This window comes from Capilliphycus salinus ALCB114379 (assembly GCF_047276495.1).
Classification (GTDB): domain Bacteria; phylum Cyanobacteriota; class Cyanobacteriia; order Cyanobacteriales; family Microcoleaceae; genus Capilliphycus; species Capilliphycus salinus.
In genome coordinates this window covers 2,495,760-2,510,672 of the sequence record NZ_CP178543.1, presented here as the reverse complement: position 1 = coordinate 2,510,672, position 14,913 = coordinate 2,495,760, and the positions used below count along the sequence as shown (strand labels likewise).

Sequence of the window (14,913 nt, the reverse complement as noted above, 5' to 3'; positions counted from 1 at the left end):
TTATTCGGTTTTGGGTGGTTCTGTTTTTTGAGGTTTCATCCGCCAACCCGGTTTCACCACCTGACGTTCACGGGCGATCGCCAAACAATCATCGGGAACATCTTCTGTAACCGTTGAACCTGCGGCGACGGTAACATCTTCCCCCAAAGTAATAGGCGCAACCAAAACACTATTTGAACCCGTTTTTGTGCGATCGCCAATAATAGTTTGATGCTTGTTTACCCCATCGTAATTAGCGGTAATTGTTCCTGCACCAATATTAACTTTATTGCCAACCGTTGCATCTCCCAAATAGGATAAATGGGAAACATTTGTGCGATCGCCGAGTTGAGTTTTCTTGAGTTCCACAAAGTTACCAATCCGGCAATTTTCCCCCACATTTGCATGACCTCGCAAATGGGAATAAGGGCCGATTCTAGTCCCATCTGCTACAATACTATCGGACACAACCGAAAACAAAACCGTCACATTTTTGCCGATTTGACTATTTTCAATTAGGCTACCCGGACCGATGCGACTCCCGGTTTTAATCGTTGTATTTCCCCGCAGATGAGTTTGAGGTTCAATCACAACATCCGGTTCTAATTTTACAGTATCATCAATCGTAATACTATCAGGATCGAGTAACGTTACACCCTCCGCCATCCATTCATCTTTGACCCATTCTTGCAAGACTTGATAAGCCGTTGCCAGATGTTTTCGGTTATTAATTCCCAGAATTTCTCGATAATCTTCCACATCCACCGCCATCACCGGGTTGAGGAAAAAAACCGCATCCGTGAGGTAATATTCCTTTTGATCATTATTGGTGGTAAGTTGGGGAAGAACCTGTTCAAGTTGCGGCCAATTAAAACAATAAATCCCGGCATTAATGCGAGAATTTTGGCGTTGAGCATTGGTACAGTCTCGTTCTTCAACAATTTGATTAACGATGTTTTGACTATCACAAAATACTCGCCCGTAGCCTTGCGGATTGGGTAAATGTGCTGTTAAAATAGTGGCAGCATTCCCATTTTGTTGGTGAATTTTAACCAATTCTTCCAACGTGTTGGGACGCAACAACGGTACATCCCCATTTAACACTAACAAATCACCCGAAAACCCTTTTAAATGCGGAAGTAATTGTTGAACAGCATGACCCGTTCCCAATTGTTCCGTTTGTTCGATAAACTCAAGAGAAGAATCATTAGGATCATCTTCAGTATTTTGGCTTTCAAGTAAAGACTCCTTGACTAAATCGCCACGATAACCGACAATAACCAATCGTCGAGAAGGTTGAACTCGCACACAACTATCGAGAACTCTCTGAACAAGTGTGCGATCGCCTAATTGATGTAGAACTTTGGGGAGATCGGATTTCATGCGGGTTCCCCGTCCGGCTGCTAAAATTGCTACTGCTACCATTAAAAAAAATTTCGGTTTCAGTTGTTCAAGTTACAGATCTGATGTCAGATCATTAAACTATAATTTCATAAGATCAGCCCAGTATTCAGAATTTTCACCATTAAAAAGTGTCTTCACGGGTTCGGTGGTGACGGGTTCGGTGGTGACTGATTCGATGGCGTTTTTTCCATTGAGAGGTCGGTTCTAACGTCGAAGACTGTTGTTCTTGGTAGCGGCGTTGTATAATACTTTCAGCGTTATCGTTTAAATTCGGATCGCGATAAGGAACGGCAGCGCGAGTTTGTAAATGTTCGAGTTCCGATGTCGATAAAGCCGGTAACGCAGCAGAGGAAAACCCCGCAACAGTTCCGGGTGTGCGTCGTCCAACGGGAGAGGTTGAACCAATTTTTAATCCTGCGGCGACTAACGCGCTTCTAACCGTAGCCGAACAAGAGTAGGTGGCTAAATTTCCATCCGGTTTCAAGCATTGGGCGACAAGGCTTAAAAACTCCACTGTCCACAGTTGCGGACAAACGGTCGGCGAAAACGGATCGAGAAAAACAGCGTCGGCTTTGAACCCCGAAGATCGAACCTGTTGTAGCGTAATTCGAGCATCTCCCAGTAACAGTTTAGCATTTAAGCGATCGCTTTGGAAAGAATGAGTTATTGAAAATTCCGCTAATATTTCTACAATTTCCGCCGGATAACTTTCTAGAACCTGATGGGCGATCGCACTTTTCGGCACGGTTTCATCGAGTTCTAAAGCGATTAATTCGATTTTACAATCGGGATTAGTTTCCCAAATTGCTGTTAATGCCGCAGCCGTATTATAACCCAAACCGTAGCAAATATCAAGCAAAAATACGGGAGAATTTCGGGCGCGTTGACGTAAATTTAACGGTTCAACAAATTTAAGTTCAGCTTCTTGTTTCGCCCCAAACTGACTATGAAAAGACTCATTAAACTCTGTCGAGAAGAAGGTGTAAGAACCATCTGCGGTAGGTTGGGGTGTGAAATGTTCTTGTTTCTCCATAAATAAACAGTTATAGCGCTACTTGAATCGGGAACACCGGAACACCGGAACACCGGATCAGTAGACAGTGAAGGGGTTTTAGGATTTAGAAATGTCAAACACGTATTCGCGTACTGCTATATCAATTTTGTAGGGGCGGGTTCCCCGTTGGTACAAGCCAAAAACCCGGTTTCTTTGAGAAACCGGGTTTTTTAGTTAGTTCCCAGTTGTAAAAAAATTAATTAACTTTAGCCCCCACCAATTGGGGGTTTGGGGGCGATGTTAACCAATTAAAGCCGGTTCTTTTTGTTCTTCCAAATCTTGGAACATCGGCGTGCTGAGATAACGTTCGCCGAAACTCGGTTGAATCATCACAATCAGTTTACCTTCATTTTCCGGACGTTGAGCAACTTTAATCGCCGCAGCCAAAGCCGCACCCGTCGAAATCCCCGATAAAATCCCTTCTTCTCGGGCCAAACGGCGACCATAATTCATCGCTTCATCATCGGTAATTTGAACAACTTCATCAATTAACTCTTTTTTTAACACTTCGGGAATAAAACCCGCCCCAATTCCTTGAATTTTATGAGGACCAGGATTTCCACCGGATAAAATCGGGCTGTTTGTCGGTTCAACGGCGATCGCTTTAAACTGAGGTTTATATTGCTTAATCACATCAGCAACCCCCGTAATTGTACCACCCGTTCCCACACCTGCAATTAAAAAATCAATCCGTCCGTCGGTATCTTCCCAAATTTCTTTAGCAGTGGTTTGGCGGTGAATTTCGGGGTTGGCGGGGTTGCTAAACTGTTGTAACATATAGGCGTGGGGAATCGCTTCCGTCAACTCCTGCGCCTTTTGAATCGCGCCTTTCATCCCTTGCGAACCGGGAGTCAATTCCAACTCGGCACCATAAGCCCGCAACATCGAACGCCGCTCTAGACTCATGGTATCCGGCATAGTTAAAATGAGGCGGTATCCTTTCGCAGCCGCCGCCATAGCCAGGGCAATTCCAGTATTTCCAGAAGTCGGTTCAACTAATATTGTATGACCGGGAATAATCAAACCATCTCGTTCTGCGGCGTTAATCATATTCACGCCAATCCGGTCTTTAACAGAAGCGGCCGGGTTCATCCCTTCCAATTTTACCAGGATTTGGGCGACACAGCCTTCAGATTGGGGAATAGAATTAAGTTGAACGAGGGGAGTCCGACCCACCAATTCGGTGATATTATGAGCGACACGCATCGTTATAACTCCAGGTGCTAAAAGTTAACAGTCTGCACAATAAAAATCAATATTCTGTGCAGAAAACAGTGAACGGTGATAAACTCTAGTTTTACCATTATTACTTAACCGCCCACTGTTCACCAATAACTGTTAGGATATTGTATCGCTACGTCTTAAACGGCTACCGTAGCATGAGTATAACATTTTTTCGGACAAATCCGCGAGCAAGCCTGACAGCCAACGCAATTTTCAGGATGCTCAATATTCATTACTTTGCGTTCAATTTCATCTTCGTCTTCATCGACAACTTCGCCATCTTCGTTGAGAGCAATCAAGCCCAAAACGTTGAAACCGCAGACTTTGAAGCATCGACCGCAGCCTAAACAATCTTCTTGATCGATCGACTCCACAAATTTAGGTTCCCAAGTTTTACCGCTCTTGGTAACGCTCGTTAATGTTGCAACCATGATGTGTGTTCTCCTAACAAAGGTCGTCAGTCAGATATCCTTAAAGGAAGTGTTCTCAGCAAACCAATTGAAGATTTGTTCTAGGCGCTTGTACCCGCCAAAACCCGATCTTCAATCGGAAAATGGGGACGCAGTATTTCAATCCAGCGATTGAGACGTTCATCCGTCTTTTCGCTTTCGTTAATTTCGTCGAGAGGTAATCCGACAAATAAACCATCCCGAATCGCAGTAGAATGCTCAAAGGTATAGTCATCCGTCGATACCGCCCCGACAACCGTTGCACCCAGTTTGGTAAAGATGTCATACATCACGCCCAAAGCACCTACAAAGTGCATACCGTGACTGACATAATCTCCGGGGCCAAATAGAGCGATCGTTTTACCGGAAAAATCCGGCTTGTCCAATTCCATTTCAAACAATGGATCTCGCCAATCATTCTGCACTTCGCCCGCTCCCCAAGTGGAACAGCCGAGGAGCAAATAATCGTACTCCAGCAATTGGCTGTATTCGTCGAAATCCTCTTCCATGCTGTAAAGATCGCACAGATCTTCACCCAACTTATCCCGCAATGCGGTTGCGATTTCTTCAGTTACACCGGATGTAGAACCGTAGAAAATAGCAATCTTAGCCATAATACAAGTCTCCTAACAGTATGGGTTTTTGGACAGAACAAACTGACCCAACAGATTTAACAATTCATCCGGCAACCGCTCAATCTCGATTGACCGAAAAATCATCAACTCGAACTTCCAAAGGTGTTTCTGGGTTCGTCGGACAACAGACACGCACTTTACTAATTGCAAACGCTTTCAACGCCCCCGCAAAACGCATCACTTTCTCAAAAACGAGCAAGTTTGAGTTTAAATCCGGGCATTGAATTGCCAATGTATTTGTGTTTGCGATCTGGTTAACATTCCACTCGCATTGAGCGAATAATGTTGCAACTGAACCCTTTTCCTCGGACAGAACGGTGCTGTTTTCTCGTAAATTTGATTGACGCACAGAAGCCGCATAAATCTGTTGACGACAGGCGTTTTCCAATTGTTGATGCGCTAACCCTTCAGAAACCAAAGGGTCGGAAATTCGTTGAGGATTTGGATCTCGCGTTAAGTCATTCATGGTTCTTGGTTTTAGGAATAATCAACACAGTTCGCGCCCCATAGCTTTAGAACTTAGGAGGATCGTACAAAGGGGGAAGCGATCGCCAAAAAGAAGGAATTAATCCGATTGATGCACCCAACTTACCCTTCCTTTTCTCCCCCCCTGCACAGTCTTAAAGATCGCGAACGGCGATTTATTCCTAAACCCAAGTTCTTTAGCTTACGCCGGCCGGAACAGCCCCGCCACTGCTGGCTACAAGCTGATCGTGGCGAACGTGCAGCACTTCCGGATAGCGATCGCAGAATTGTTGGAAAGCCGTTGGATCGGGCAGTTTAACGCCTTCAGTATAGGCGGCTTCCGCTTCGAGTTCGTCAACCAATTCCCAAGCTTTTAAGCTTTCGGCAGAGGTTGCACCGAAGTTTTCGCTAATTTGATTGGCTTCTTCGAGCGCCCGTTTAAATTCCCGTTGCAGTAACGGTAATTTCGGGTTTTCAACGAAATCGCCTTTATAGAGAATGTCGCTTTCTGAAATAATCCCAAGCAGATCGCCTTGGATGACCGGTGCTACGCGAATTCCGGTGTTCGCAAACAGCCGCGCCACATATTCGACACCCAGATCGGGATTAACCACGATGCAAGGCTTGGTCATAATTTCATACACGCGCATTGTTGCCGGATCTTTACCGTATGCCACCACTTTGGTTACAACATCGTTTTGGGTGACTATACCGTAAGCATCCTGACCCGTGCGAGTCTCCACAATTAATGCACGCAACTGTTTAAATTTCATTAGCTTTACAGCTTCGGCTACAGTTGCAGAACCGCGAATTGTGGCGACGTCTGTCGTCATAATGTCAGATGCCTTTAACATTACTCCAACTCCTTAAAAACTCAATAGGAAATAAACATCTCTCTTGAGTTTCCCGCCTTCTTTTTGATGACAGCCCCACATCAACTTTAGATTAATTTGCTGATGGGATTTTTCCCTGTTACCTCAAGAATTTTATTCTCAAAGCAGGGATTCTGAAGTCTTCTCAACCCGCAGGTTTTACATCAACGTTCAGCAACACTTGTACAATGTTTAAATTCTACAAATGGAGCCTGTCACGCGCTCAAATCTTTTTAGGCAATAGGCAATCTTGCTACAGGCAATAGGCAACAGACAAGAGTTTTTTCGGTGACTCTTGAACTCCGGGGCGGGTTTATGTCAGTTATCGCTGGGAAGTATGAATTCTTGCCGAACCCGCCCCTACTGAACTCCTGGCCTTTTGCATGATTGCCTTCAATTACAGTTTTTTTGCTTCTGCGGTTAACGGTAAATCAAAGGGTTCTTCCAATTGCGGGAACATCAATTCCCAACCATTAGCCAGGACAAAAATTTTGCCATCTTCACCCATTTTTTCTTCTACCACATCTTCTTCTAAATCTTTCTTGGGAACGTAAGCCGATAGATTTCCGGCGGCATTTTTACGCAACATCACTTTCATCGTAAAACCTCCTTTATTTTGTATTGAATCGTAGGTTAAAGGGTTCCCAAGTAGACAGAGATTAAGATTCAATCTACCCGCTCACACTGACTGACAACCTACAAAACTGGAATTAAAGATTGTGAAATCGTACACTGTAGAGTCTTCACAATCTTTTCATCAAAACTTTACTCGGCCGATTCTAATTCTTTTGCCCTACATCCTACAATAACATTTCTTTCCAAAAAATGCACGGCATAGATGTAATAAGCTTGCAAATAAGTACCGATACTTACAATATAACCCTCCTCGCCTTTTTTGACCAAATTTTCTCCGAGTTCTTTCCCCGGAAAAGTGCCATCATTGCGAATCATTTTCTTCACCCTAACCTTTTGTTCAAGGTCGTACTTCGGCGGGTCATTAATTTCAACTTCATCAACTCTAACTAACCCCATGAGCAATCCTCCTTTGTGGTACTAAATTTAACAATTCTTCCACAGTTAAACTGCGTTTAAACTGCACAGAAAGATTTCGCACCGCTTCTAAAACCGTTGCAATTTCTTCTGTGGTTAACGTAATGCCATTTTGTTGCAGGACAGTCGAAACCAAATGTCGTCCCGAATGTTTCCCCACAACCAAACGACGTTCCCAACCCACCTCCTCGGGTGCAAAAGGTTCGTAAGTGTTGGGATTCTTTAAAATACCGTGAGCATGAATACCCGCCTCGTGAGCAAAAGCATTTTCACCGACAATCGCCTTCCAAGGCGGGACCGAGAAACCCGAAGCCCGAGCCACACAGCCCGAAAGTTCCCGCAAACGCCGAGTATCAATCCCGAGATTAACCCCGTACATTTGCTTAAGAGCCATCACCACTTCTTCGAGCGCCGCATTTCCGGCCCGTTCGCCCAAGCCGTTAACGGTGGTATTCACCGAAGTCGCCCCCGCCTGCAACCCGGATAGCGCATTAGCCGTTGCCAAGCCAAAATCATTGTGAGTGTGCATCTCCACCGGAATAGACAACACACCGACTAAATTGGCGACTTTTTGGCTAGTTTTGAGCGGGTCAAGAATGCCCACAGTATCGCAAAAACGAAAACGACTTGCGCCCCACTCTTGAACAGACAGAGCCACATCCAGCAGAAAAGCTTCAGACGCTCGCGAAGAATCTTCGCCACCGACAGCAACGTATAACCCCCGGTCAACGGCAAATTCCACCGCGTCTCGAAGTCGCTGTAAAACCGCCTGATAATTTCCCTGAAATTTCGCTGCTATCTGAATCTCAGAAACAGGGATAGAAATGTGAACCCGTTTAAGACCACAGGCGATAGACGCTTCAATATCAGAGCGTACCGCTCGGTTCCAGCCAATCAGTGAAGTCCGCAAGTCAAGATTTACTATTGCGGAAATAGCACGGGCTTCTTCACTTCCCATCGCTGGGATACCAACCTCTAACTCCTGGACGCCAATCGCATCCATCAAAGACGCCAGAGCGACTTTTTCTTCGACCGTGAAAGCGACGCCGGCCGCTTGTTCGCCATCGCGCAAGGTTGTATCATTGATTGAAATTTCATTCATGGCTAGACTTCCCCACAATTGAGAAACAGATTTGGCATAATGCACGCGGACGTTGCACTTTGACAACTCGCAGCGTTTTCAATCATTCCCCGTTGGGTTTGACGATTTCCCCAAAATAAGCGAGGATTGATGCAGGGATGTAGGGGTTCGGGATTGAGGATGGACAGTCAGCGCATCTGTTGGTTTTAGGCATAGCGTTTAGTTGAAGCCTCGTTGTCTGTTTATTTCCGAGTTACCTTGTCCCTTTCCTGCTGTCTGCGGTTTGAGTTTTGTTGTTGCGGTTTGTTCACGAGAAATCAAATTGGGGCTTGTTTTTTAGCCAATCAAATATTTTCTGAAGTTGAGAGATCGAGATAAATCCGTATTGCCAAAGCAGCATCGGCAGCGGATCGGTTGATTGTTTTCTGCGTTGGATGACAACGGTTAACTCATCGTGAGAAACAGCCAGTTCATCCTGTAAAAATCGGCAGAATTCCGTAAAATTAGAATTGTGTTCCATGACAGCACTTCAGTTGAGGTTTGGTCTGGGAATTGGGAAAATGGGGAAAGGGTTAACAATGAAACTGATTAAGTCTTGAGGAAACTTTTCTCAGGTATTCATGTTTTCCCTTTCCGGTTCATCGCACAGACTCCGTTCAAGCCCTTATCAAGGCGATCTGAAGGCTTGAAATCATTAACATGACTGTTGCTCGGTTGCGATCGCGATCGTGAAGGTATTATGGATTAAGATCAATCTTTCAGTCATTGCATGAATGGAGAATTGAATTTTTCTCTACAAAAAGGAGTTGGAGAATAAACTGTAGAGAAAACCTTAATCGCTAAACCTTCGAGCCTTCAGATCGGGGTGAAGATTGAGAAGATCTTGAACCCTGAAGTCGATCGAGAGCAGTATTCAATCTTTGGCGCGCGCGAAACTTACAAGTAATAATTTGATTTGGCGATCGCGAACCGTGTTAAGAGGCCTGTGAAAACTCAAAGATTGAAACCCAGTCCGGTCTGATAAATTTCCCCTGCGTGTAGAACTTGTAACCTTGCCTTCAAAGCGAAACCTGGAGAAATTGGGTAAGAAATTGACCCAAAGAATTGAATTTTTGACTGTTGAGAAAATATCGGGAACGGGGTTAAATTTTTAGCCCGTTGCTCTAAACTCATAACCTTCTAGAGAGTGAAAACTTGAGTCAAGAGCGAAACAAGATTGGTTTCCCAGAGAAAGAAGCTAGATGGGAAAAATTGAAAACGGAGGGAAATTAGAAACAATCAAAAAACCCGCGCATCCTCAGCCAGAGTAACAAGAATTGGTGAGGCAATACCGGAGTGACTGGTCAGTCAAATCACCGCTCCTGTTTTTCAATTTTCCCACTTAACGTTCTAATTCTCCGTGAAACTCGTAATTTTGAACTCCTTGGGGAGAAATATCCGTTTCCCAACAGCGGTGTAACCAATCCACTAATTCAGGCCGAGAAGCCATAAACTGTTGGATAACACTTCTGAGTAGAATAGCCTGGTTGCTATGCTGAATTTCCACCCACAGCCGTCCATCAGAAGGACACCAGCAGGGAATCATCAACTCTTGTAAGCGACGATAAACGATCCAGCGATCGCCATCGAGAACAGCAACCGGACTAATGACAGCACTAGGATAAGAAGATTCAAACATGGTGTGAGGCTTACTCCGAAACTTCAGGACGCATTCATCAAAAAATCAAGATCCAGCGATCAATTGCGAATTCCCACTTCGTAGTGACGAATTTGTTGAACTTGTTCTTCCAATTGTTCAATGCGATCGAGTAAAGTCCGAATCAGCTTCGCTTCCACATCGGGAAGTTTACCATGTTCTAACGGACAACCCCGACCGGAACGAGAAATCACGCGACCGGGGATTCCAACTACAGTGCAGTCATCGGGAACATCATTGAGAACTATCGAACCAGCACCCACACGCACATGATTGCCAATGGTGATATTGCCTAAAACTTTGGCTCCGGCTCCGACGATCACATTATTGCCTAAGGTCGGATGGCGTTTACCGCTTTCTTTTCCCGTGCCTCCGAGAGTTGCATTTTGATAGATTAAACAATAATCACCGATGATTGCTGTCTCACCGACTACAACTCCCATGCCATGATCGATAAAAACTCCCTTACCGATGGTTGCACCGGGATGAATTTCAATACCGGTGAAAAACCGTCCTAAATGGGATAAAAATCGAGGGAAGAAGGGAAAATGACGATTGTGCATCCAGTGGGCGATCCGGTAAATCGCCAAAGCGTGTAAACCCGGATAGCAGCAAAGCACCTCTAACCAATTGCGAGCGGCGGGATCTCGTTCAAAAACAATTTGGAAATCATTCCAAAGAGCGTTTAATCCCTCAGTCAGAGTCCGGGAAGTCCGAGACTTTGACCCTTTGACGAATGGGGTTGACGCAGTGGGGGGACAACTTACCGCAGGACTCGATGAAGTCTTTTCTGGCTGGTGTGTCTCCCGTCTTCGACGTTCTCTGAGTGTGATGGGCTGTAGCATCAGATTCCGTGAGTCAATTAGAACAGGTTTCGTTTCTACTGCTTATACCAAGTAACTTACTTCCTCCCACTGTGCAGCAACCCAGTTAGATTTATTTGATTAGTTAAAGCTGTACTCAAATCATTTAATAATAGAGTACAAAACACTTTCAAGGGTCTGGAAAAATTTTTTTGGGGTGGGGGGCTGATATTTTTGCAGAGGGGTTAGGGTATTTATGGGTAGGGGAATGAGTATTTTCAGCCTCACCCTCAAGTGTAAGCGGACTAAGAGTTTAAAGGGAATTTTGAGGGGAAAATTTTACCCGATCCGAGGTGAACTCAAAAATCTGGGGGATACCCACCCATGAAGTCTTTGATAGTTCTAGGTTTCCAGCTTTTTGAGGTGGAAAATTTTGAGGGCATAGACACGTATATCAAACCCCCCTTTAGAAAAATGTTAACTTAGATACAGAATTGAATTCCGTGACAGCACTGGGGGAGCTTGAGAGGCTTACTCCAGTTTTTTTTAGGGGGATGAGTACACTTTCAGCGGGAGTAGATTTAAAGGAAATAATAGCGTCAAGCCCTGATGAATTCAAGGCTTGAGGGTGAGTACAGAAATACCCCTCGGTGGGTTGAAAAAGACTAGAACCCAACCTAAAAAATACTAGAACCCCACCCTAGAAAAAATATTTTACCCTGATTCTCTCTAACTTTGAGAGGGTGAGTACATCCTTAACTAATCCAATAAACCTGAACCGGATGCCGAATTCAAGGCGTCTAGTTGCCCCAATGGTATAAAGTTTTTAACGCTGAAAAACAAGTACGACCATTACTGGAGGCGCGGAATTTGGAATTGCCCACAGCGCGGGATGAGTCCGAAAACTTCAAGTGAGGAGAATCAGAAAAAGCAACTGACTCACCAATGATAGCTAACTCAAAAGCATATTATTTTGATAAGTGTTCAGTTTGCTCTTTTCTAGTTTCTTGTTCCCCAAATTCCTTCGAGTGAAGGTGCGGGGTGGCTTATCCTCATCATGACAAGCATGATGAATTCCAAAGAAACGGATAGCGAATACGGAAAATACTCCTCGGAGTAGATCGAGGCTAGTTTTTAGCCGATTCTCGATGCTCACTCACAACGACCGACTAAGGTTGTTTTCCGATTTTTCCGTTCCTTTTGATTGATCTCAAAGTCCTTCTCACTTATTTACGGAATTCAATGTTACATCCTAAAGGCACTCTGACACTCGACACTCAGACCGCTACCCCCTCTCCGGTTTCCACCAAAAAATCTGGAAACTGTGGCTGTGATTCTTCTCCTCAGAACATCACAGATGAAAAGCTATTAGAGCGTATTGAGAAGCACCCCTGTTACAGCGAACAAGCCCATCATCACTACGCCCGGATGCACGTTGCCGTTGCGCCCGCTTGTAACATTCAGTGCAACTACTGTAATCGTAAATACGACTGTGCAAACGAAAGCCGTCCCGGAGTTGTTAGCGAACTCCTCACCCCAGAAGAAGCGGCGCACAAAGTCCTGGTGGTTGCAGGTAAAATTCCTCAAATGACGGTCTTGGGAATTGCTGGTCCTGGCGATCCGTTGGCGAACCCGGAAAAAACCTTCCGCACCTTTGAACTCATCGCAGACAAAGCCCCAGATATCAAACTCTGCTTGTCTACCAACGGATTAATGCTACCCGATTACATCGATCGCATTAAAGCATTAAATATCGATCACGTCACCATCACCATCAACATGGTTGACCCGGAAATCGGCGAAAAGATTTATCCTTGGGTTCACTACCGCCGCCGTCGCTATCGGGGCATTGAAGGGGTCAGAATCCTCCACGAACGTCAAATGGAAGGATTAGACGCCCTCAGAGAAGCCGATATCCTCTGCAAAGTTAACTCGGTAATGATTCCGGGAATCAACGACGAACACCTCCAAGAAGTTCACGAAGTCGTTCGTTCCAAAGGGGCATTCCTCCACAATATTATGCCCTTGATTTCCGCTCCCGAACACGGCACCCACTTCGGATTAACCGGACAGCGGGGACCGACACCGAAAGAACTGAAAACTCTGCAAGACAACTGTGCAGATGGTCTGAAGTTGATGCGCCACTGTCGTCAATGTCGCGCCGATGCCGTTGGACTTCTCGGAGAAGACCGCAGCCAAGAATTTACCAAAGATAAATTCATGGAAATGCCCGAGGAATACAACCTCGAACAACGCCAGGAAGTTCACGCCGGCATTGAGACTTTCCGCGAACAACTCAAAGCAGCCAAAGAGCAACAAAACGCCAAAAAGCAACCCGCCAAAGATCAACCCAAGATTTTGGTTGCGGTCGCCACAAAAGGCAGCGGGTTAGTTAACCAGCACTTCGGCCATGCTAAAGAGTTCCAAATTTATGAAGTAGATGGCACCCAAGCTACTTTTGTCGGACACCGCAAAATTGATCATTTCTGTCAAGGTGGATACGGCGAAGACGCAACCCTAGAGAATATCATTAAAACCATCGCTGACTGTAAAGGGGTACTGGTTTCTAAGATTGGCGATTGCCCCAAAAAAGAGTTGCTCGAAGCCGGAATTGAAACCTTTGAAGCTTACGACACGATTGATAAAGTTGCTCTAGATTTCTACGAGCAGTACATCGAAAAGGCAGAAACGGTAAAGAACTAATAACAGGGGGGACGGTCGGAGTTAACCCGAAAAAAATACCCGGCGACCTTGTTTTCGATCTCCACCCCCATCTTGAATGATCTCATGCCGTACAGTGCCGTTACCTATCGTTATCAGGAGTCGAGTTATGGCTTATACCCTATCTATTGCGATCGAGCCTGGACTTACCCAAAGACCACAGCCGATCAACACCGATTGATAACTCCCTGAAAACGGATACTAAACGAAAAAACGGATAACGGCACGAGAAAAAACGGCTCACTGTCACCACGGAGAGGGTAATGAAAGACTGTATTTATCTTGACAACAACGCCACAACCCAAGTTGATCCAGCGGTCATTGAGGCCATGCTCCCTTACTTGACCACCTATTTCGGAAATCCCTCCAGTATGCACACCTTCGGAGGACAAGTCGGACGGGCGGTTAAACAAGCCAGACTTCAAGTTGCTTCCCTTTTGGGGGCAGAAGATTCTGAAATTGTTTTTACCAGTTGTGGTACCGAAGGAGATAATGCAGCCATTCGCGCCGCTCTGACCGCCCAACCCAACAAACGGCACATTATCACTACTGTTGTTGAACATCCGGCGGTTCTGAATTTGTGCAAGCGCTTGGAGAAAGAAGGCTACAGCGTTACTTATCTTTCCGTTGACGATCAAGGTTTAATTGACTTACACGAACTCGAAGCGGCTCTGACCGGCAATACTGCTGTTGTCAGCGTCATGTATGCCAACAACGAAACCGGTGTGATTTTCCCCATTGAGGAAATTGGCCGGATCGTTAAAGAAAAAGGCGCGATCTTTCATGTCGATGCGGTGCAGGCGGTGGGTAAAGTCCCCCTCAACATGAAAACCAGCACCATCGATATGTTGACCTTATCGGGTCATAAAATCCACGCACCGAAAGGCATTGGAGCGCTCTATGTTCGTCGCGGTGTTCGCTTCCGTCCGTTTATGATTGGCGGACACCAAGAACGGGGTCGTCGGGGCGGTACGGAAAATGTTCCGGGAATTGTTGCTCTCGGCAAGGCGGCGGAATTGGCCGAAGCGCATTTGGCTGAGATTGAACAAGAGAAGCGCCTTCGCGATCGCCTGGAAAAAGGTATCCTCAGCCGCATTCCCAATACTGTTGTTAACGGCCATCCCACAAAACGTTTACCCAACACCACCAATATTGGCTTTAAGTATATCGAGGGAGAAGCGATACTCTTATCACTGAACCAGTTTGGCATCTGTGCCTCCTCCGGTTCGGCTTGTACTTCGGGTTCTCTAGAACCATCTCACGTTTTACGAGCCTTGGGACTTCCTTATAGTGTCCTACATGGATCAATTCGTTTTTCACTCTCTCGCTACACAACCGAAGCTGAAATTGATCGGGTGTTAGAGGTAATGCCACAAGTGGTTGAACGTTTACGGGCGATGTCTCCGTTCAACAGCGACGACGCCGAATGGTTGCAAGAGCAAGAAAAGGCTACGGCGTTAGCCTAAGAAGTGACAGGGGA

The 14,913-nt window shown here is 45.5% G+C and carries 15 protein-coding genes; 2 read left to right on the top strand and 13 right to left on the bottom strand.

Annotated elements, in window-relative coordinates; genetic code table 11:
* The 13 genes from glmU to cysE form a co-directional block, all read right to left on the bottom strand.
* Positions 1-1,404 carry a bifunctional UDP-N-acetylglucosamine diphosphorylase/glucosamine-1-phosphate N-acetyltransferase GlmU gene (glmU, locus tag ACL6C3_RS10485; protein ID WP_413167114.1) on the bottom strand — a complete coding sequence of 468 codons (1,404 nt, stop codon included), beginning with the start codon at positions 1,402-1,404 and terminating at the stop codon, positions 1-3.
* 100 nt (positions 1,405-1,504) lie between these two features.
* The gene (locus tag ACL6C3_RS10480) at positions 1,505-2,416 is read right to left on the bottom strand and encodes a tRNA (5-methylaminomethyl-2-thiouridine)(34)-methyltransferase MnmD (RefSeq protein ID WP_413167113.1); all 912 of its coding nucleotides are present in this window, start codon (positions 2,414-2,416) and stop codon (positions 1,505-1,507) included.
* Positions 2,417-2,677: 261 nt separating this feature from the next.
* On the bottom strand, positions 2,678-3,643 hold the full coding sequence (gene cysK / locus ACL6C3_RS10475) for a cysteine synthase A (RefSeq protein WP_413167112.1): 966 nt from the start codon (positions 3,641-3,643) through the stop codon (positions 2,678-2,680).
* A gap of 155 nt (positions 3,644-3,798) precedes the next feature.
* The gene (gene fdxB, locus ACL6C3_RS10470) at positions 3,799-4,092 is read right to left on the bottom strand and encodes a ferredoxin III, nif-specific (RefSeq protein WP_413167111.1); all 294 of its coding nucleotides are present in this window, start codon (positions 4,090-4,092) and stop codon (positions 3,799-3,801) included.
* Positions 4,093-4,172: 80 nt separating this feature from the next.
* A complete protein-coding gene (locus ACL6C3_RS10465; RefSeq protein ID WP_413167110.1) occupies positions 4,173-4,724 on the bottom strand; it encodes a flavodoxin in 552 nt (183 codons plus the stop codon).
* Between the two features lie 79 nt (positions 4,725-4,803).
* Positions 4,804-5,211: a hypothetical protein gene (locus ACL6C3_RS10460; RefSeq protein ID WP_413167109.1), complete on the bottom strand. Its 408-nt coding sequence runs from the start codon at positions 5,209-5,211 to the stop codon at positions 4,804-4,806.
* Positions 5,212-5,407: 196 nt separating this feature from the next.
* Entirely contained in the window at positions 5,408-6,064 is a 657-nt protein-coding gene (locus tag ACL6C3_RS10455) for a CBS domain-containing protein (protein WP_413167108.1), read from the bottom strand.
* 415 nt (positions 6,065-6,479) lie between these two features.
* The gene (gene nifT, locus ACL6C3_RS10450) at positions 6,480-6,680 is read right to left on the bottom strand and encodes a putative nitrogen fixation protein NifT (RefSeq protein WP_413167107.1); all 201 of its coding nucleotides are present in this window, start codon (positions 6,678-6,680) and stop codon (positions 6,480-6,482) included.
* 167 nt (positions 6,681-6,847) lie between these two features.
* The gene (locus tag ACL6C3_RS10445) at positions 6,848-7,114 is read right to left on the bottom strand and encodes a nitrogen fixation protein NifZ (protein WP_413167106.1); all 267 of its coding nucleotides are present in this window, start codon (positions 7,112-7,114) and stop codon (positions 6,848-6,850) included.
* Positions 7,101-8,234 (bottom strand): homocitrate synthase, encoded by a 1,134-nt coding sequence (nifV, locus tag ACL6C3_RS10440; RefSeq protein ID WP_413167105.1) that lies wholly within the window; start codon positions 8,232-8,234, stop codon positions 7,101-7,103. Before nifV ends, ACL6C3_RS10445 begins: the two co-directional genes overlap by 14 nt.
* Before the next feature lie 286 nt (positions 8,235-8,520).
* Positions 8,521-8,733 (bottom strand): DUF2949 domain-containing protein, encoded by a 213-nt coding sequence (locus ACL6C3_RS10435; protein WP_413167104.1) that lies wholly within the window; start codon positions 8,731-8,733, stop codon positions 8,521-8,523.
* A gap of 861 nt (positions 8,734-9,594) precedes the next feature.
* Positions 9,595-9,891: an Asr1405/Asl0597 family protein gene (locus ACL6C3_RS10430; protein WP_413167103.1), complete on the bottom strand. Its 297-nt coding sequence runs from the start codon at positions 9,889-9,891 to the stop codon at positions 9,595-9,597.
* Between the two features lie 59 nt (positions 9,892-9,950).
* Positions 9,951-10,754, bottom strand: coding sequence for a serine O-acetyltransferase (gene cysE / locus ACL6C3_RS10425; RefSeq protein ID WP_413167102.1), 804 nt, complete (start codon positions 10,752-10,754; stop codon positions 9,951-9,953).
* 1,200 nt (positions 10,755-11,954) lie between these two features.
* Here cysE and nifB point away from each other — a divergent pair.
* Both nifB and nifS read left to right on the top strand, forming a co-directional pair.
* Positions 11,955-13,415, top strand: a complete 1,461-nt coding sequence (nifB, locus tag ACL6C3_RS10420; protein ID WP_413167101.1) for a nitrogenase cofactor biosynthesis protein NifB — start codon at positions 11,955-11,957, stop codon at positions 13,413-13,415.
* Between the two features lie 281 nt (positions 13,416-13,696).
* Entirely contained in the window at positions 13,697-14,899 is a 1,203-nt protein-coding gene (nifS, locus tag ACL6C3_RS10415; protein ID WP_413167100.1) for a cysteine desulfurase NifS, read from the top strand.
* Positions 14,900-14,913: the final 14 nt, after the last annotated feature.